The sequence below is a fragment of the Paenibacillus luteus genome, assembly GCF_006542765.1.
GTDB classification, from domain to species: Bacteria; Bacillota; Bacilli; order Paenibacillales; family Paenibacillaceae; genus Pristimantibacillus; species Pristimantibacillus luteus.
Genome location: NZ_SKCD01000011.1, coordinates 202,459 through 221,907, shown reverse-complemented (window position 1 = coordinate 221,907; position 19,449 = coordinate 202,459). Strand labels below are relative to the sequence as shown.

The 19,449-nt window shown below is 47.6% G+C and carries 15 protein-coding genes; 14 read left to right on the top strand and 1 reads right to left on the bottom strand.

The window, feature by feature from the left end; all coding sequences use genetic code 11:
- Nucleotides 1-55: 55 nt before the first annotated feature.
- Nucleotides 56-856, bottom strand: a complete 801-nt coding sequence (locus E0496_RS08975) for an AraC family transcriptional regulator (RefSeq protein ID WP_141501246.1) — start codon at nucleotides 854-856, stop codon at nucleotides 56-58.
- 185 nt (nucleotides 857-1,041) lie between these two features.
- Here E0496_RS08975 and E0496_RS08970 point away from each other — a divergent pair, with 185 nt between their 5' ends.
- The 14 genes from E0496_RS08970 (at nucleotide 1,042) to E0496_RS08905 (ending at nucleotide 19,370) form a co-directional block, all read left to right on the top strand.
- Nucleotides 1,042-2,046 carry an aldo/keto reductase gene (locus E0496_RS08970; RefSeq protein ID WP_141501245.1) on the top strand — a complete coding sequence of 335 codons (1,005 nt, stop codon included), beginning with the start codon at nucleotides 1,042-1,044 and terminating at the stop codon, nucleotides 2,044-2,046.
- Nucleotides 2,047-2,175: 129 nt separating this feature from the next.
- Nucleotides 2,176-3,615: an SWIM zinc finger family protein gene (locus E0496_RS08965; protein WP_141501244.1), complete on the top strand. Its 1,440-nt coding sequence runs from the start codon at nucleotides 2,176-2,178 to the stop codon at nucleotides 3,613-3,615.
- A gap of 21 nt (nucleotides 3,616-3,636) precedes the next feature.
- Entirely contained in the window at nucleotides 3,637-5,445 is a 1,809-nt protein-coding gene (locus tag E0496_RS08960; protein ID WP_141501243.1) for a hypothetical protein, read from the top strand.
- Nucleotides 5,421-6,512 carry an AAA family ATPase gene (locus tag E0496_RS08955; protein ID WP_141501242.1) on the top strand — a complete coding sequence of 364 codons (1,092 nt, stop codon included), beginning with the start codon at nucleotides 5,421-5,423 and terminating at the stop codon, nucleotides 6,510-6,512. Before E0496_RS08960 ends, E0496_RS08955 begins: the two co-directional genes overlap by 25 nt.
- A complete protein-coding gene (locus E0496_RS08950) occupies nucleotides 6,509-8,836 on the top strand; it encodes a DUF5682 family protein (protein ID WP_141501241.1) in 2,328 nt (775 codons plus the stop codon). Before E0496_RS08955 ends, E0496_RS08950 begins: the two co-directional genes overlap by 4 nt.
- A 1-nt stretch (nucleotide 8,837) precedes the next feature.
- Nucleotides 8,838-10,055 carry a VWA domain-containing protein gene (locus E0496_RS08945; RefSeq protein ID WP_141501240.1) on the top strand — a complete coding sequence of 406 codons (1,218 nt, stop codon included), beginning with the start codon at nucleotides 8,838-8,840 and terminating at the stop codon, nucleotides 10,053-10,055.
- A gap of 108 nt (nucleotides 10,056-10,163) precedes the next feature.
- Entirely contained in the window at nucleotides 10,164-11,240 is a 1,077-nt protein-coding gene (locus E0496_RS08940; RefSeq protein ID WP_141501239.1) for a D-alanine--D-alanine ligase, read from the top strand.
- A 5-nt stretch (nucleotides 11,241-11,245) separates the two neighbouring features.
- On the top strand, nucleotides 11,246-12,439 hold the full coding sequence (gene alr, locus E0496_RS08935; protein WP_141501238.1) for an alanine racemase: 1,194 nt from the start codon (nucleotides 11,246-11,248) through the stop codon (nucleotides 12,437-12,439).
- Nucleotides 12,370-13,221: a D-alanyl-D-alanine carboxypeptidase family protein gene (locus E0496_RS08930; protein WP_241674650.1), complete on the top strand. Its 852-nt coding sequence runs from the start codon at nucleotides 12,370-12,372 to the stop codon at nucleotides 13,219-13,221. Before alr ends, E0496_RS08930 begins: the two co-directional genes overlap by 70 nt.
- On the top strand, nucleotides 13,166-14,236 hold the full coding sequence (locus tag E0496_RS08925) for an acyltransferase (protein ID WP_141501237.1): 1,071 nt from the start codon (nucleotides 13,166-13,168) through the stop codon (nucleotides 14,234-14,236). Before E0496_RS08930 ends, E0496_RS08925 begins: the two co-directional genes overlap by 56 nt.
- A 363-nt stretch (nucleotides 14,237-14,599) precedes the next feature.
- A complete protein-coding gene (locus tag E0496_RS08920; RefSeq protein WP_421923669.1) occupies nucleotides 14,600-14,905 on the top strand; it encodes an ArsR/SmtB family transcription factor in 306 nt (101 codons plus the stop codon).
- Entirely contained in the window at nucleotides 14,905-15,321 is a 417-nt protein-coding gene (locus E0496_RS08915; RefSeq protein ID WP_141501235.1) for an SRPBCC family protein, read from the top strand. Before E0496_RS08920 ends, E0496_RS08915 begins: the two co-directional genes overlap by 1 nt.
- 124 nt (nucleotides 15,322-15,445) lie before the next feature.
- Complete coding sequence (locus E0496_RS08910) at nucleotides 15,446-18,616, top strand: ATP-binding cassette domain-containing protein (RefSeq protein WP_141501234.1); 3,171 nt, start codon at nucleotides 15,446-15,448, stop codon at nucleotides 18,614-18,616.
- A gap of 67 nt (nucleotides 18,617-18,683) precedes the next feature.
- Nucleotides 18,684-19,370, top strand: a complete 687-nt coding sequence (locus E0496_RS08905) for a YjjG family noncanonical pyrimidine nucleotidase (RefSeq protein ID WP_141501233.1) — start codon at nucleotides 18,684-18,686, stop codon at nucleotides 19,368-19,370.
- Nucleotides 19,371-19,449: the final 79 nt, after the last annotated feature.

The window sequence follows — 19,449 nt, the reverse complement described above, 5'->3', positions numbered from 1 at the left end:
ATTGGATATGCGTTAAATAGGGGCTGCAGCGACCGCAGCCCCTATTTAACTTGCATCAGACAATTTTTCTGCGGTAATGAGAGGGAGAGATGCCTTTAACCTTCTTGAACATTTTGGAGAAGAGCAGCGGATCACTGTAGCCTACCGAATGGGAAATATCCGAGATGGAGAGCTGTTGATTATTCATTAAATCGCAAGCCTTATCCATCCGGTATTGCAGTAAATACATTTGCGGAGAGAGCTGGATGGACTCCTTGAACAACGAGGACAAATAGATTCGATCGATGCCGATCATTCCAGCTAGCTCCGTAATGCTAACTTTGTTGTAATAATTTGTTTTGATATACTCCATAGCTTTACGAACGTAGACCTCCTTCGCTTTCGGCAAGTAGCCGATGGCTTGCGGTGCAGTCAGCATGTCAAGCCATTCCGCGAAGAGGCGATAAAGGATGCTGTGTACAACAAGCTCGCTGTTCTTGGCAAGCTTATGGGCTTCCGTCAGTTGATCGAGCCAAGGATCGAACCACCCGGCAGGAGCAAACTGAAAATGGGGATTTTTTTTGTTTAATTGAACTTGCGAAAGAAGTGGTTCGACATAGTCGCCTTGAAAAGCAATCCAGGAGTAAACCCAAGGGTCTTGCTCGTCAGCAACCATATGGCAAATGGTGTCCGGAAACACCATAAATCCCTCGCCTTTTTTTAAGGAGTATGTGCAGCCATTCACTTGATAGGTGCCTTTACCCTCGTGAATAAACAAGATTTTATAGTGGTCTTTGACCCCAGGTCCCCAGTTGTAGCCCGGCTCGCAAAATTGTTTTCCATGGTAGTAATAAATCAGATCATACCGCTCACACATCCGTGATCAACTCCTGCTTGCATTCTATAATTAAATTACATTATGACATATATAACTTGCTTGCAGACATTCCTTTTCACTGCATTTCTGAACTATACTGGGTTAGCAATCAGCAAAGGAAGTAATCATTATAGCATGCTTTCGCTGCTGAAATCATCTAGTATAACAAAGGGGAAAACAACATTATGCCTTATATTGCAGATCAATCACGATATTCCGATATGGTGTACAAGCGCTCGGGCAAGAGCGGGCTAAAGGTGCCAGCGATTTCGCTGGGCCTATGGCAAAATTTTGGCGGTAACCAGCCGCTGGAAAATTCACGTGCCATGATTTTGAAAGCATTCGATCTGGGCATTAACCATTTTGACCTCGCGAACAATTACGGACCGCCTGCCGGTTCTGCAGAAGAGACCTTCGGCGCAGTATATAAGAAGGATTTGGTTCCTTACCGCGATGAGCTGCTGATCTCAACCAAAGCCGGCTATTACATGTGGGAAGGTCCTTATGGTGAATGGGGCTCCCGTAAAAACCTGCTCTCGAGCTTGGATCGCAGCCTCACGCGCTTGGGGCTTGATTATGTCGATGTATTTTATTCGCACCGTCCGGACCCTGAAACCCCGCTCGAGGAAACGATGGGCGCACTTGATTATGCGGTAAGATCCGGCAAAGCGCTGTATGTAGGCTTGTCGAATTACAGCGCGGACCAGACGCGCGAAGCGGTCAAAATTTTGAAGCAGTTGGGCACGCCTTGCTTGATCCATCAGCCGAATTATTCGATGCTGAACCGCTGGATCGAAGACGGCCTGCAAGAGGTACTCGAAGAGAACGGCATTGGCTCCATTGCCTATTGCCCGCTTGGTAGGGGACAGCTTACGAATAAATACGCGGATAAAATCGAAGCGGAATCGAACGCTGCTTCAAGCACGCTGCGGCCGGAAGCGATTACCGCCGAGCGCGTGCAAAAATTCCGAAGCCTGGAAGCATTGGCGGCAAGACGGGGACAAACCATCTCCCAGTTGGCCTTGAACTGGACGCTGCGCGAAGGCGGCGTAACCTCGGCGTTAATCGGCGTGAGCCGTGTGAGCCAAATCGAGGAAAACGTCAAAGCGCTAGAAGGCGCACCATTGACGGCAGAAGAATTGAAGGAAATCGATGCGATTCTGAATAACATCGGAGATTACGCATGGTAAAACAGGGACCCAGGCATTTATGCCTGGGTTTTTCTATGCTTAAAGCCGCATATTCTCTCCAAAAGCAGGAAACCGCGATTAATTTGTGGAAATAGTTGGGGTAAAACAACCTAACAAGCGAGGGAAACTATGACAGATCTATCAGCAGCTTATATCGATTCATTAGCCCTTAATGCAGGAGCCATCAAAAACGGGAATGACCTTGTTCGTAAAAACAGCTTCCAGAAGCTCAGCCGTACGGAAGACGGGACACTGCTGTTCGGAGAATGCAAAGGAAGCGGCAAAGAACCATACAGCTGCTCTGCCGATTTCGTAAAGGCCGAACAGCCCGTTTTTCGCTGCTCCTGTCCCAGCCGCCAATTTCCTTGTAAGCATATTTTAGGCTTGATGTATGCTTATGCAGGGGGAAAAGAGTTTACGGTAGAGGAGCTCCCGGTGGATATTGCCGATAAACGGGAGAAAGCGGATAAACGCGAAGAGAAGAAGAAGGATACCGCGTCCGCCCCAGCCGGAACGGAAAGCAAACGGAAAGTAAACAAAAATGCGCTAGCCAAGAAGCTAGCCGCTCAATTGGAAGGAATAGAACTTGCCCATAAGCTTGTTTTGCAAATCGTTCAATCCGGCCTTGCGGCTTTGGATAAGCGTTCCATTAAAATGTATGAAGATCAAGCCAAGCAGCTTGGCAACCATTATATCCCCGGAATCCAGGCAGCCGTGCGAGAGGTGCTGGTGCTCACCGGTTCAGCTGACAACCCCGAATCCAACTATTCGGAAGCTATAGAAAAGTTGGCAGCGCTGCATGCGCTAATCAAGCGGAGCAAAGAGCATTTAAATGCTCGCATAGCCGATCCTGAACGCCCGCTAGATGTAGCAACCGTCCTGGAAGAAAAAATCGGACATGCCTGGCAGCTCGCCGAGCTGCGCGAGCTTGGCCGCGTACACGAAAATGCAGAGCTAGTTCAGCTATGCTTCCACTCCTATACCGACGAAGCCCGCGGCGAACATGTGGATGAAGGCTATTGGGTGCAGCTGCAAGGCGGAGAACTTGTAGTTACGCGCAGCTACCGTCCATTCCGGGCAGCCAAGCATATGAAGGAAGAGGATACCTGCTTGATGGTGGTTCAGACCAAGGAGCTGTTTGCTTATCCAGGTGACCTGAATGCCCGGGTACGGTGGGAAGAGATGACGATGCGGGAGCTTCATTCTTCCGATCGGTCGGTTATTTGCTCCTTTGCGGAGCGGAGCGTCGCATCTGCAGTAAGAGCCGTGAAAAATCAACTCAAAAGCCCGTTGGCTGACAAAAATCCGGTGATGCTTTTGCATGCTGCACAGATCGCTCAAATCGGGGAAGGGTATGTGCTTGTCGATGAGCAAGGAGCTAGGCTTCCTCTCGCCCATATCCAGCGGATCAATCAGCCGACCATGCAGCTCTTGCCATATGTCAGCCCAAGTATGCTAACGGAAACGGCAGTGCTTGTCATGTTTGAGGATCGCCTTGCGGAAGGCAAGCTCGTGGCCCAGCCGCTGACGTTAATGACCAATGACGATATCGTTCGTTTATTCTATTAAAGATTGCCGAAGGAGCAGAGTATGAGTATTCCATTATTGCGAGAATTGCATGAAGACGTTCGCCGGCTTTCCATTGCTGGAGCAAGCATGGCCATTGACGATCTTCGTTTGAATCGAATACAGCCGCAGCTTGTGCAGCTAGGCGAAAAGGCGCCAATCTTTAAGCGGGTAGCCGAAGAGGTAGCGGGATTGACGAAAGCTCAGCCGGAGCATGCGGCAGGGAAGCTGCTTGATTTGGCCGTGCTGCTGCAAGCCGTGCTCCATACCCAAAGCACGACGGAAGCGCCAGGCGAACTGTCGGCATTAGGTTCGTCAACAAGCGTTGTCGCTTCTACGAACATTCCTTACCGCAAGCTGAAGCCGTTAATGGACGCGCTCACGCAGCGCGGGCCTGGCAGGCTCGAAATGATTACCCAAGGGAAAACGGACGGGGCATTCGCTGACTTAAGAACAGCGCTTCCGGCAGTGCATGCCCTTAGGGATAGTTATTCTGAAATTGCCGATTATGTCGCTGAGCACGTAATTCCGATCGTCGGCAAGGCTGTTCTTCCTATGCTTCAGCAGCAATTTGATCGGGACGGAGCAAGTGGCGATGCTAGAATATTAACAACCCTTTATAAGCTGACCGATAACCGGGAGGAGCTGTGGCCACTGCTATCGTCGGTCTCAAAGGAAGCGGCTCTGCCTGTGCGTTTGGCAGCGATTGCGTTAATGGCCGACTTGCCGCATTTCGAAGAGGAACTGCTTGACTTGTCCTATGCAAGAAAGAAAGAAGTACGCGGAGCGGCGCTTGCAGCGTTGTCTCACTTGTCTTCATCCAAAATCGACGATCGATTCATGGAAGCTTTAATGGGCAAAGACGCTGAGCTTTCCATTGGGCCCATCCAAAACTATGAATCAGCTGCATTAACGCTACAATTACTCCATTACGGCCAAGCGCTCATCGACAAAAATGTTCCCAGCGTGAAGGATGTAGAGCTGCGGGAGAAGCTAGGCAGCGTAATCCAATGTCTGGAGACAAGGGCAGAGGACGGTTCGGTTATCAGCTTCTTAATGGCAGCGCTTGAAAATAATCATTTGGAGTTCAAGGGCACAGAGTCGCTCACAAGCGAAGCGGCTGCTATTTTATTGCACTCAAACGATATCAACGCCTTAACGTTCATGCATGAACAGCGCAGCGAAAAAGAATATTTCGTCGGTTATTCCTTTAAGGCTGCCCTGCGCATTTATGATGCGGCTCAAGTTTATGAGCTGTACGAGAGCTATTTTAAAACTAAAAAAGGCAAGTATATGAGTGATCTGCTTCAAACGGTATACCAGTACAGCCACAATCCGCTTATCGATATTTTGTTTGAAGGCAGGTCTAGGCAGGATTTGGCATGGGATGAGCGGTGGGTAGACCGGTTTATTGAGCTTAACGAAGAGGAGCTAGTCTGTCGCCTCGCCACGAAGCCGGATAAGAAGGTCATTGCTTACCTCGTCGAAAAGTCTAAAGTGGCACCTCAGCTCCTAAAGCAGCGAACCATTCATCTATTTTATGCTCTCTTTCGGCTGGGACACCGCGATACGCCCGATATGGTCATCGATGCGCTTGAGCTTGCCGCTCAAAAATCCTTTCACTACCTGGATAGGGAAGCGCAAGTTGTCATTGCCATGCTCCCAAGCAGCTATGCGGAGCGGATCCAACAGATCGCGGATAAAGTGACTTATGAATATGCAAAAAATCAATTAAAGCAGCTAGCGGAGCAATTAGCGGCCAAACCTGAGGAAATAAATGAAAAACAAGAGGGAGCGGGATTTCTGTCATGGATCAAAAACAAAATATATTAAGGCAGCCGGCTGAGCTGCTGTATGCGCATGAGCTTGAAGCGCTTAAGGCAAGCGACAAAGGGGAGAGACCTGAAGGCTGGCAGCTGTCGCCGCGTGCCGTTCTGACTTTTATTACTGGCGGGCGTGCTGGCGATGTGGATATTACGCCAAAATACATCGGCCATACGAGATTGGTGGAAATTGCGATCGCAACGCTGCTGACGGACCGCGCACTGCTGCTGATCGGTGAGCCAGGTACCGCAAAGTCCTGGCTTTCAGAGAATTTGACGGCCGCCATTCATGGAGATTCGTCCAAGGTCATTCAAGGGACAGCGGGTACGACAGAGGAGCAGGTCCGTTATTCTTGGAATTATGCCATGCTGCTTGCGAACGGCCCATCCGAGGAGGCGCTTGTAAAGAGTCCCATCTACCGGGCGATGGAGACAGGCGGGATCTCGCGTTTCGAGGAAATTTCCCGCTGTGCTTCCGAAGTGCAAGATGCCTTGATTTCCATTTTGTCAGAGAAGACGATTTCCGTTCCCGAGCTTGGTAAAGATATGCCTGCGGCAAGAGGTTTCTCGATCATTGCAACGGCCAATACGCGTGACCGTGGGGTCAATGATATGTCTGCGGCCCTTAAGCGGCGCTTCAATATCGTTGTGCTTCCGGCACCATCTGACTTAGAAACGGAAGTAACGATCGTTCGGAAGCGTGTGAGCGAAATTGCGGCCAATTACCGCTTGGGCAGTGCCGTTCCGGAAGAGGAGGCGGTACGCAAGGTCGTGACGATATTCCGCGAGCTGCGCAGCGGAATGACCGTTGATGGCAAGGAGAAGCTGAAGCAGCCAAGCGGCGCGATATCGACTGCCGAAGCGATCTCGTTGTTGATAAACAGCATGGCTCTGGCTAGCAGTTTCGGGGACGGGCAGGTAGCGGAAGAGGATTTGGCCGCGGGTTTGCTTGGAGCAGTCGTGAAGGATGAGGCTAAGGACGACACCGTCTGGAAGGAGTATTTGGAGAATGTGATGAAGAAACGGGGAGCCGACTGGAGAGGATTGTATCGGGCTTGCCGTGAGCTGAACTCGTGAGTACGGCTGCCGCAGCTACGAGCGGCGTGCAATTATTCGGCGTTCGGCATCTCTCGCCGACCGGGGCCATCCATTTGCGAACATTTCTTGACTTTGTGCAGCCGCAGCTTGTTCTCGTAGAAGGCCCTTCGGATGCTACGGGTTTAATTAGCCAAATGACGCTAAGCGGCGTAAAGCCTCCAATCGCTATTTTGGCCTATACGGAACAGCTGCCCATTCAAACGGTCGTGTTTCCGCTAGCGGAATATTCGCCTGAATACCAAGCCTTTGTATGGGCGGCGAAGCATGGGGTGGAAGCTCGATTTATTGACCTTCCCTCACCGGTTTCGATTAGCCTGCGAGCAAGCCGAAGAGCAATCCAAGACCAGAATGAAGCAGGCGATGCTGCCCAGCAGCACTACCATCACATAAACGAGCGATATGAACGTGTCGCCGAGCTCGCCGGAGAGCCGGATTATGAAGCTTACTGGGAACGCTGCTTCGAACATATGGATGAGCCGGGGGCATACCGGCAGGCCATCCATGCGTTCTCGCGGGAAATGCGGGAGCTGTCCGAGAGCGAGGAACGCCTTCATACCCCTTATGAAGCTGCGCACAATGATATTCGCGAAGCTTATATGCGCATGAGTATCGCCAAGGCATTGGAAGAAGGGATTGCAGCCGAAAAAATCGTTGTCGTTACGGGAGCTTACCATGTTTCAGCGCTTGGATCGGATATTGCCCCCATGTCAGATAAGGAAGCTGCAAGTTTGCCGTCTATAGGGACGAAGCTAACGCTTATGCCCTATTCGTATTATAAATTGTCCAGCCATTCGGGTTACGGAGCAGGCAATCCCGCACCCGCTTATTTCGAACTGGCGTGGCGATGTTTGCAAAGCGGAGACCGCGGCAAGCTGTCTTCCTTATATTTAGCATCGATTGCAGGGCAGATGCGGGATAGCGGGACGTATCGTTCAGCAGCATCGGTGATTGAAGCCGTTCGGTTGGCAGATGCACTTGCTTCTATGCATGGCGGGCAGCAGCCGATCTTAAAGGATTTGCGCGATGCGGCAGTTACCTGTTTGGGCGATGGAGAGCTATCCGTCGTCGCGGACGCACTGGTAAGAACCGATATTGGCACAGCTATCGGAGCATTGCCTGAAGGCGTTAGCCAAACGCCGATACAGGATGATTTGAACCGGAACTTAAAAATGTTGAAGCTTGAAAAATATAAAACAACCGTGGCCACTGACCTTGCGCTTGATCTTCGTGAGAACCGAAGGGTCAAATCGGAGGAAGCTGCTTTCCTTGATCTTCGCAGGTCTTTTTTCCTCGAGCGGCTTCAGCTTCTGCAAATCAGCTTCGCGAAGAAAGGCTCGGTAAGGCAGGATGGCGCGACCTGGGCGGAGAACTGGGTTCTGCGCTGGACGCCAGAGGCCGAGATCGAGATCGTCGAATCGATTATGAAAGGGGAGACCATCGAGCTTGCCGCTTCCTTTTGCATCAAAGAGTCTCTGGAGCAAAGCGCCAATATCGTTGAAGCCGCAGCCTTAGTAAAGGCTGCATGGCAATGCGGCCTCCCGACTTCGATGGAGGATGCCCGCCGGACACTGCAGCAGCTTGCGGTTGAGGCCGGCGATTATTCGCAAATTGCCGCAGCTTTGCGCGAGCTATCGATTTTGGTGCAATTTGGCGATGTTCGCAAAATGGATACCGCTGTACTGATCCCGCTGCTTCAGCAGCTCTTTCTGAGAGGCACGCTGCTCCTTGTCGATTCTGCCGTGTGCAGTGATGATGCGGCTACAAGCATGGCTGCAGCGATTATAGATATGCATACGGTATCGCAGCAGCATTACGACCTGGTGGATGATGAACGCTGGCAGCAGCAGCTGGAACAGCTTGCCTATCGCGATGACCGCAATGCCAAGCTATCCGGCCTTGCTTTCGCGCTGCTGCTAGAGAGGAATAAAATCGAAAATGAACGGCTGGCGGGCGAGGTTTCCCGCCGGTTATCGCCAGGAATTCCGGCCGATATCGGCGCCGGCTGGTTTGAAGGGCTTTCGCTTCGAAACCGGTATGTGCTGCTATCGCGCCGCCAGCTGTGGGAACAGCTCGATCTCTATTTGCAATCGCTGGATGAAGAGCAGTTCCGGCGTTCTCTCGTCTTTTTGAGGCGGGCCTTCGCATCGTTTGAAGCAAGGGAGAAAAACGCAATCGCTGAGCTGCTCGGCGAGTTGTGGGGTCTTGGGGTTGACGAAGTCGCAGATGTTCTGCAGCGGGAGCTAAGCAGCGAGGAACAGCAAAAATTGGACGAGCTCAATGAGTTCGATTTTGGAGACCTATAACATGAGCGATCATCAGGAATTGGAACAATTGAAACGTTGGCGGCTTATTCTAGGCCAAGCGGCAAACGAGAAGCTGACTGATTTAGCTAAAGGTCAAGGCTTGCTCGATGAAGAATATAGCTTAATGGATGAAGCGCTTGCCGCGATATACGATGAAACATTCGATACTAGTCAAGATAACCAAAATACGTCTGGCAAGCGAAGCGCCGGTCTGGGGTCTTCTTCGCCCAAGCTGACGAAGTGGCTGGGAGACGTACGGAGCTTCTTTCCTCCGGATATCGTATCGGTCATCCAAGGGGATGCGATTGAGCGGAAAGGCTTGACGCAGCTGCTGTTCGAGCCGGAGACGCTCAGCCAGATTAAACCCGATATTAAGATGGTGGCTACGCTTATTGCGTTAAAGGGACGAATCCCCGAGAAAACGAAGGAAACGGCGAGGCTGCTTGTCCGCGAGGTCGTCAATGAAATATTAACACGTCTAGAGCATGAAATACGCCGCGCCGTGACAGGCGCCTTGAATCGCAGGCGGCACTCGCCGATCCCGTCCATGTCGGGACTGGATTGGAAAACGACGATCCGTCGAAATTTAAAGCATTACGACCATAATAGCCAATTGCTCATTCCCGAACGGTTTTACTTTTTTGAGCGGGCAAGGCGAAGCAAGGAATGGACCGTCATTCTGGATATTGACCAGAGCGGCTCCATGGCTGATTCCGTCATCTATGCTTCGATTATCGGTTCGATCTTCGCGAGCCTTCCTGCTCTTGACACGCATGTCGTGGCCTTTGATACGGAAGTCGTCGATCTAAGCGAGCAATGCGTCAATGATCCTGTTGATATGCTGTTTGGCATTCAGCTTGGCGGTGGCACGGACATTAATAAATCCGTCCAGTATTGCGAGCAGTTTATTCATGATCCGAAGAAGACTCTTTTTATTCTTATTTCCGATTTATACGAAGGCGGCAATCAGTCCGCGCTTGTACGAAGGATGGAGAACATGCGGCAATCGGGCGTAAGCGTGCTATGCTTGCTAGCCTTGTCCGATGGCGGCATTCCATCCTATGATGCGGAGCTGGCCAAGCGACTTGCGGGGCTTGGCATCCCAAGCTTCGGCTGTACGCCGGACCGTCTGCCGGAGCTTGTAGCCGGCGCGCTGCAGGGCAGGGATTTACAGGAACTGGCCGCGGCGATGACGGTCACAGCAAAGCAAACCATATAAACAATTTATGGAATCTTAAGACTTAATTAAACTTTACTTACAAGCCTCTTAACGATTGACGGTTATCTTTAATAGAGATAACAAGTCGATTTTAGGAGGTTTTTTGTTGTGAAAACAAAATTGTTTATTGTTTACGGAGGGAAATCCGTCGAGCATGAGGTATCCATAAAAACAGCCTATACAGTCATCCTTTCCATAGATGAATCCAAATTTGATATTTCTCCTATTTACATCACTCGAGACGGCATCTGGTGCGTGAAGCAAAACTTTAGCCGTGAAGGCTTGGAACTCACTGACTTATCCCTCCAAGCCCTATCTCAGACCGCAGCCGAATCGATGGGACAGGTGCTTACGAATCAATTGTCGGTCCCAGGAAAAAAAGTGGTGCTGCCGCTTCTCCATGGCTCGAATGGCGAGGACGGAACCGTTCAAGGGCTGCTTGAGCTATTAAACGTTCCTTATGTCGGCAATGGCGTGCTCTCTTCGGCGGTTACGCTGGACAAAGCGATTTCCAAGCAGCTTGCCGCCCAAGCCGGCATTAACCAAACCGATTACCTTGCCTGCCGTGTTGGCGAGTGGCAGGATAACCGTTTGGCTGTGCTCGATGCTGTCGCAAAAAACATCGGTTATCCCTGTTATGTAAAGCCAGCTTCTCTTGGCTCTAGTATCGGAATTAGCAGATGCATCGATAAGCATCAGTTGATAGACGGAATCGTCGAAGCTTTCAACTACGATAGCAAGCTCGTCATTGAGCGGGAAGTCATCGGCCGGGAAATTCAAGTCGCGGTGATGGGGAATGGGAAGCCGCTTGCTTCCTTGCCAGGAGAATTCGTGCATAATCATATTTTCTTTGATTTTGAATCCAAATATATGGACAAGCAGCTGACGATGTCCATCCCGGCGCAGCTGCCGGAAGAAATCACTGTCCGAATTAGACAGCTTGCCGTTCAAGCTTTCGAAGCGCATGATTGCTCCGGTCTCGCGCGTGTCGATTTCTTCTACACAAGTGACGGTCAGCTTTACTTAAACGAAATCAATGCGCTACCGGGCTTTACGAATTTCAGCATGTATCCGGTCATGTGGGAGCGTACGAACGGAACGGCTTACTCCGAGCTTGTCGAGAAGCTTATCGATTATGCGTTTACCCGTCACGCTGAAAAACAATTGCTTCACTATACGAGGTGATTTCATTGCATAGAGCGACTTGGGCTGAAATTAGTTTGAACCATATCCGCGAGAATATGCTGAAAATACGCCAAAGCTTGCCTAAAAAAGTCAAGCTGATGGCGGTCGTCAAAGCAAATGGCTATGGACATGGAGACATGGAAGCAGCTGCTATGGCTGAGCAAGCAGGAGCGGATTCCCTTGCAGTCGCTTATCTGGATGAGGGCATTCGCCTGCGGGAAAATGGGACAAAGCTCCCAATTCTAATTCTGACTCCGATTCTTCCCAAGCATGCCAAACTTGCAATTGAACACGATTTGATGCTAACCGTCACGAGTGCCCATTGGTTTAAAGACATGAGGGCGCACAAGCCCGCTTTTCACGGGAGGAAGCTTAAAGTTCATGTGAAAGTGGATACGGGACTTGGTCGAATCGGCTTGCAAACGAAGGACGAATGGGAAGCATTAGTGCCTTGGCTAAAAGCTGCTGATATTGTCGTTGACGGGTTTTACACTCATTTTGCTACTGCTAGCAAAACCGATACTGCTTTTCTTGAGCTGCAGGTCAACCGTTTCACTGGCATGATGGAATGGGCAAAGGCATCTAAGCTGTTGATTCGCCACTATCACTGCGCCGGGAGTGCAGCAGCGCTTCGTTTTCCTCAATTAGCGATGGATATGGTTCGTATTGGCGCAGCTATGTACGGTTTTTACCCGAAAAAGCTGGTTACCTCTGTAAAACTTGAACCGGCGCTAAGCCTACATAGCAAGCTCATGCAGGTCAAGCAGCTGCGCAAAGGAGAATATCTGGGTTATGACAATGCCTATCAGGCAGAAGAAGAGGAATGGATAGGTACGGTTCCGATCGGATATGCGGACGGCTGGTCACAAGCCATGCAGCATACTGAAGTTTTGGTCGGGGGTAAACGGGCAAAGGTGGTGGGGAAAATTTGCATGGATCAGCTCATGATAAGGCTGCCGCATGAATATGCAGAAGGGACCTTGGTGACGTTAATCGGCCGCCAAGACGGCGAGGAAATCACCTTTGCAGAGCTGGCTGCCCATATTGGCAGTGTTGCGCAAGAAATATCAACGTCGCTCTCGCCTAGAGTGGCTCGAATATATAAAGGGATAGAGGAGGCTCGGACACGATGGGACAAACGAATCTTGCAAAGCAAATTCAACAAAGCAGCTATGACCTACCCGCTGCCGTTCAGGTAAGCCGTTCAGCGATGTACGAGGGGACGCTGGTGCTCATCAATCGCGAGAATCCGATTCGAAAACCGCTGCCGCCGCATAAGCTGCTGGCGCTTAGCTCCAATGAAAAGATCAGAGAGCTGCATGATGGCATGCTTCTCGAGAAAACGTGCCTAAAACATCTCCTATCCCTATTGGAAGCTTGCCAGGGAATGGAGGATATCGTTGCGGTTAGCGGGTATCGCACCAAAGAAGAACAAATCCAGATCTATGCAGATTCCTTGCTTGAAAATGGACCGGAGTATACGTCCTGTTACGTAGCCTTGCCTGACCGGAGCGAGCATCAAACGGGGTTAGCCATCGATGTCGGCAAGCTGGATAAGGAAGTAGACTTTATTGCGCCATCTTTTCCTGACACAGGGGTTTACCGCTCCTTCAAGCAGCGTGCTGCTGAATTTGGATTTGTTCAACGATATAAGGAAGGAAAAGAAACGATTACATCGATTTCATGCGAGCCTTGGCATTTCAGGTACGTCGGATATCCCCATGCCGCTATTATGGAGCAGAACGATTTTTGTCTGGAGGAGTATATCGACTTTGTTCAGAACTATCGGTATGAAGGCGAGCATCTTCGATATGAGCATAACCAATTGACGATGAGCATTTATTATATTCCGGCGGAAAAGGGCTCTTATACGACTGTCCCCATTGTTAAATGTGATCTGTACCGGATATCGGGGAACAATAGGGATGGATTCATCGTCACGGCATATTCAGGCTCAGGGACGCAAGTTAGTGCTGGATAAACCAAATTACAACGGACTTGATTGGCTTAAGTTTATTGCTGCTCTCTTGGTTGTCGCCAACCATACAGGACCGCTGCTGTCTTACAGTCCCTATGCGAATTTCCTGCTCAGCGGCATTCTGACTCGTGTGGCTGTCCCCATTTTTTTCATGACCTCAGGCTTCTTCTATTTCCGTAAACTGAACGGGGATCAAGCTGGCGATCTGAGAGCCCTGAAGAACTACCTAAAAAAAATAGGAAAGCTATATGTTATCGCTATCGTTTTGTATATCCCTCTCAATGTGTATACAGGCTACTTTAAAGATGATTTTACCGCGTATTCATTCTTCAAGGATTTGCTGTTCGACGGCACTTTTTATCATTTGTGGTATTTGCCTGCTTTGTTGATCGGCATCGTATTAACTACGGTGCTTTATAAGAAAATGCAGCTTAAGGCTATGCTCGCCGTAGCTGCTCTATTGTATGTCATTGGTTTGCTCGGTGACAGTTACTATGGCTTTATCAAGCCATATCACGAAATATCGGAGGCGTATGACGGCATGTTCGCCATATTCGACTTTACGCGCAACGGCATATTTTATGCCCCTGTCTACCTTGCCATGGGAGCATGGGCTGCCAAAGGGCGCCACGCGCAAAGAACACCGCTCACGAATGCCGGCTTGTTTGCAGCTTCGCTTGCCTTCATGTTTGCAGAAGGCATATTTTTGCACTCAGCGGAAATACCTAGGCATGACAGCATGTATATCTTTGCGCTTCCTGCCACCTATTTTTTGTTTCAATGGGCGCAGCAATGGAAAGGGAAATCGGGCAAAAGTTTCCGGGAATGGCGGGTATGGATCTATATCTTGCATCCTATTGCGATTGTGCTTGTTCGAGGAGCGGCAGAAGCGGCCAAGCTTGAGTCTTGGTTTATTGAAAATACATTACTTCATTTTGTCGCCGTATGTCTATTGTCAATCGTTATGGCTGCTGCAGCGGTCCAAGTTTCTGTCATAAGTTCCAAATTCCGACCATAGATATGGTAATGGGAGATGTATTTTTACCCTTGTCATAAGGGGAGGAGAGGCCGAAACGAAGGAGCATTACCTACAGCTGGGAGGGATTGATATGAGTATTGAAGTGCTCATTCAACTACTCGTGCTTATCGTAATGATCATCGATATGGCCAACAGATCAAAGGATTCCTAATGCTGCCGAAAGACAAAACATCCATGTGGGTGTTTTGTCTTTTTTTCCGCGACTTGACAGGACACTTTTTGGTGTCCTATAATCAATGTGACTACAAAAGGTGTCCTATTAGCGTGTTATGAAGGATAATCGGTGACTAGACAGGAAATATTACTGAAAAGGTGGGGGTGATTTTGGACGAAAGCGGTCAAATGAGGGATGTTTATGACGCTGTTGCCGATCCAACTAGGAGAAAATTGCTTCAACTGTTAGCTAATGTTGAAGACTTGCCCCTTCATGAGATAACGGTTCATTTTGAAATGGGCCGCACTGCCGTTTCCAAGCATTTGGCTATCCTTAAAGATGCTGATCTCGTCATTGCACGAAAGGTTGGTAGAGAAACGAGATACAGGTTGAATGCCAAGCCATTGAAAGAAATACAAGACTGGGTTTCTTTTTACGAAGGATTCTGGAAAGAAAATATCATTAAACTAAAACGTTTATTGGAGGAAAAATAATGAAAGCCGATGTATCTTTAGATTTTCAATTTACAAGCTCAATCGAGAAGGTGTGGAACGCTTTAACCGATTCGGATATGCTTGCGAAATGGGTCTGGGAAAATGATTTTAAACCAGTCGTTGGACATAAATTTCAGTTTAGGACAGAGCCATCCGAATGGTGGAACGGAATAGTAGATAGTGGGGTACTCGTAGTGGACGAGCCTCATACTTTATCTTACACTTGGTTAAGTGCAGGAGAAAGCACCACGATCACATGGACATTGAAAGAAGGTTCAGATGGAACGGTCCACCTGCATCTTGATCAAACCGGATTTAGCGAAGAAACAAAAGCCCGCCAAGGAGCCATCGAGGGAGCAACCTATGCATGGAAAAATTTCGGTGGACAGCTCGGAACCGTTTTAGCAGAACTGTAAATGGATATTATTTATAGGATTGAAAGATACAAATAAACTATTCTTCAACGATAGAGCGCAATTCCGTAGTAAGAATTGCGCTCTTTTTTTATGGGTAGCTTTAGAGAATGGAGGGTAATTTGCTTTGAAAATAAATCAATTAATCGCGAACAATATTAACAAATTAGACGAAGTACTGCCAGTAGATAAATCATTAGGGATCGCTGGTTTATCCGGATCGGGAAAGACCACATTTTGTCAAAGCATTGGGGAAGAATCCAAGAAACGTCTCGTATCCTTATTGCCAAAAGCGGAATATCAGTATTTATTTCCCACTATTATGGAAACGAATTTCAGTGCCATCAAGATGGAAGAAATGCCGCTTGTACTGTTCCTAGGCAGATCATCCATTTCTTCGAATCCACGATCAACCATTGGCACACATACTGGCGTATTTACAGAAATTCGTGTTGCTGTTGCTGAAAAATATAATCTTTCTCCGGAAGTTTTTTCATTTAATAATGAGTTAGGCTGGTGTCCGGATTGCAAAGGCCGCGGAACGACTAAAAATATCGAATGTAAAAAGTGCTTGGGAAAGCGTTACAATCAAGAAGTTGAGCAGTATACCTTTGAATTATTTAACCAAGCGCAGAGTATTTCCGATATCAATGAGTTAAGCGTTGAAACCATTCTTTCCCTAGCAGAGGTTTTAAAGATTAGCGAGGGTAAACAAAACATCCTGAAAAATATAATCAATATGAATATTGGTTACTTAACATTAAACCGGATTATGGGTACATTGTCAGGCGGAGAAGTAACGCGGCTTTACTTGGCAGAATTCATGGCAACCAGTGAAAATACGGTAATTATCATTGATGAAATCTCCGTTGGACTTGATCACCAAACCCTATTGAAAATTTTAGCCGAGATTAAACAGTTGGGGCATAAGAATCAAATTTGGCTCATTGACCATTCTGATACGGTACTCGGCGCAGCGGACGAGCACTTGTTCTTTGGGCCTGGCAGCGGTAAATACGGCGGGAAAATCGTTGAAGAGTCACCACGCCCAAAACCGATCTATGGGGAACGGAATCAAGCAGCTCCAACCGACTATTACCAATTTAACGATCTATATTGCCGAAATATTCAAATAGCCGAGATTCAAATTCCCAAAAATCGGCTTGTAACGTTTACAGGGGAGTCTGGCTGCGGTAAATCTACGCTCGTCAATGAGTGTATGGCCAAAGATTTTCTAAAGCGATATCCGAAGGATAAACTGGTAATAGTTGGGCAAGACCGAAACCAATCGATTACCAGCCGGTCTACCGTTGCGACCTTCCTTGATATTAAACGAAAGCTCACCAAATACAGCGAAGATATTGATGATATTTTTCAGCGCTCGATTGAAGATATCATTGATGAACTGCCAAATGAAGACATCGCTCATAAACGTTTGAGCCTATTGATCAAACTCGGACTTGGTTATTTGACGTTGGAACGCAAAACACAATCCTTGTCCACGGGTGAATTTCAATGCGTCCATTTAGTTTCTGAGCTGTTTGCGGGTTCAAGAAACCCACATACGCTTTTTATTTTTGATGAGCCTTCAAAAGGTTTATCACAAAACATTTTAAATCAATTTATGGATAGCGTTAGGGTCATTCTGCAAGATGAATCCGTCTCCATTATCATGATAGAACATCATTCGTATATGTTGGAAAGCTCTGATTTTATCGTTGATTTTGGCAAAAGACAGCTTGAACCCGTGGAGCAACTTGAGGTAGTCAGTCATGATGAATATTATCGTCATCAAAACAACAAGGATACAGCGGCTACACTGAAAATCCCCTCTACACTCCATCAACAAAGCGGAATCCATTATTTAAAAGATAACCCTATTGCCTATTTCAAAAATGCCGAAAACGTCTATAAAGGCGGCATCTTAAAAAGCCTATCTTCCATGGCCCGCCTAATTTATGGCGAATATGAATCGGATACCATTGCACCCGTCATTGCCATTGATTTGGAACGGCACTTGTATAGCCAATATACTTTTCTTTATGAAATTGGCGGCTTGATCAATCATATCGTAGCGGCACATCCAACCAATAAAGATACGAATAGCTTCGATTTCTATAACCAAGCCAATCATTGTCCGTGCTGCTCAGGCCGTCGAGTCATTGAAAAATTTGATTTTGATATCGTTATACAGGACAAATCCGTGCCATTCTGGGATGGCTTATTGCATCCGGATGCAATGGATATTTTAAAATTTTATCAATTCCCAAAAATAAAATTCATCTTTGATGAGATTAAGAATGAGCTCGGCCAAGACATAAGCAAAAGCTATAATGAAATGACAGAAGCAGAAAAGCATACTTTTTTGTATGGATATTGGGAAAAGTCATTTTATGATAAAGCCGCTAAAGCAACAAGGACCTGGGAAGGCTTTAATCACATCATTGGCATGTATATGGTTGTATCAAAATCGATCATTAAAGAGCATATCAAACAATCCAAACACAAAATCAGCTGTCCCATCTGCCAAGGAACCGTACTAAAGCATCATAAAAAGCTAACCTTTGGCGAAACGGATATTCGCGAGATTATTCAGCAGCCTCTTGGGCAAGCAATGAACATTGTTGGGAAACTACAGGTACTTGAAAAAGTGAAAGCGATCGTCGGCAGTGATATGGTTTTGACGGAAGAAGTCTCATTATTGCCTAGGGAAACGCAAGTCGCGCTAAAAATGCTTGAACTAGAGCTGGCAAGCTTTGCGGGCTATGAAATGGTCTTGCAAAATGTCCTGCCATTTTGGGGCAGTATTAGCAGCAGTATCGAATCCATCAGCCTTCATAATCGGATTACCGTCTGTGACTTTGCTAATATCTCCGAAACGAGAGAAACCATCATAGATCAATATTTCACCAATGGAAAATACAAGAAACTGACGTATGTCTATGAAGCATTTGGTTACAAAAAAATTGTTACCTTAATTAATAAGATTAAAGCAAGTCAACCATGTCCTTTCTGCAAAGGGAAAAGAGTCATTTCGGAAGACGGGCTGCATGATGGCGTATTTAAATTATCGGTGCCTTGTGTCAGTTGTTATGCCAGTGGCATCAATGATGAAGGGCGCACAGAAATTGTGGAAGGCGTAGACGTGCAAAGATGGTTAACGGGCAAAGTAAGCGATGTGGTTACGGATAGCCTAAATATTGAGGCTGTGGCAGAAATCCCTATTTTTAATCGAATCCGTGAGTTGAATAAACAAGAAATGATGGCGGTTTACCAATATCTTGAGCAAAATAATTAATATTGCAAATCAATAAAATAAGACCCTTGGGTATAAAGAAGAATATAAGCAATAGGAGACTTGTAAATTGAAATATGAAGTGATTTTATTCGATGCGGACGACACCTTGTTCGATTATGCTCTCGCGGAGGCACATGCACTGAAGAGTACCTTCTTGGAGCATCAGATAGAGCTCATGCAGTCGCATGTAGAGCTCTATCGAAGCGTCAATCAGCAGCTGTGGCATGATTATGAGAAGGGTACAGTAACGCTTGATTTTTTACGGCACGAAAGATTTAGAAAGCTATTTGTGGAAATCCAAGCTGATCTTGATGCCATTCATTTTAGTGAACGTTATGTCGATTTTTTAGGGGAAGGCTCTTTTTTGATCGACGGGGCGGATGTTCTTGTCACAGAGCTGCTTGCCAAAGGCCAGCGGCTTGCTATTATCACTAACGGCATCAAGAAGACACAGCATAGTCGAATCGGCAGGTCAAGCCTTGCGAATTCCTTCGAGCATATTATAATATCCGAGGATACGGGTTATTCCAAGCCGCATATGGGTATTTTCGACTATGCGTTCGATAAGTTAATGATTACCGAAAAGAACAAAGTTCTCATTGTTGGTGATTCATTAACTTCCGATATCCTAGGCGGCAACAATTACGGCATTGATACCTGCTGGTTCAACCCTGGCCATAAGTTGAATTCGACCTCTGCAAAGCCTACCTACGAAATTGCTCATTTAAGCGAGCTTCCAGCGTTATTAGTTTAGGCTTGGCAATGAGTTGCGTTTGAATGAAAGAGCGCCATAGGAAGCCCTATATTCTCTCGTGAGGATAGGGTTTCTATGG

Excerpts from the sequence above, each read along its gene's own strand:
- E0496_RS08975 (WP_141501246.1), bottom strand. The coding sequence starts at position 856 with ATGTGTGAGCGGTATGATCTGATTTATTACTACCATGGAAAACAATTT.
- E0496_RS08970 (WP_141501245.1), top strand. The coding sequence starts at position 1,042 with ATGCCTTATATTGCAGATCAATCACGATATTCCGATATGGTGTACAAG.
- E0496_RS08965 (WP_141501244.1), top strand. The coding sequence starts at position 2,176 with ATGACAGATCTATCAGCAGCTTATATCGATTCATTAGCCCTTAATGCA.
- E0496_RS08960 (WP_141501243.1), top strand. The coding sequence starts at position 3,637 with ATGAGTATTCCATTATTGCGAGAATTGCATGAAGACGTTCGCCGGCTT.
- E0496_RS08955 (WP_141501242.1), top strand. The coding sequence starts at position 5,421 with ATGGATCAAAAACAAAATATATTAAGGCAGCCGGCTGAGCTGCTGTAT.
- E0496_RS08945 (WP_141501240.1), top strand. The coding sequence starts at position 8,838 with ATGAGCGATCATCAGGAATTGGAACAATTGAAACGTTGGCGGCTTATT.
- E0496_RS08930 (WP_241674650.1), top strand. The coding sequence starts at position 12,370 with ATGGGACAAACGAATCTTGCAAAGCAAATTCAACAAAGCAGCTATGAC.
- E0496_RS08925 (WP_141501237.1), top strand. The coding sequence starts at position 13,166 with ATGGATTCATCGTCACGGCATATTCAGGCTCAGGGACGCAAGTTAGTG.
- E0496_RS08920 (WP_421923669.1), top strand. The coding sequence starts at position 14,600 with ATGAGGGATGTTTATGACGCTGTTGCCGATCCAACTAGGAGAAAATTG.
- E0496_RS08915 (WP_141501235.1), top strand. The coding sequence starts at position 14,905 with ATGAAAGCCGATGTATCTTTAGATTTTCAATTTACAAGCTCAATCGAG.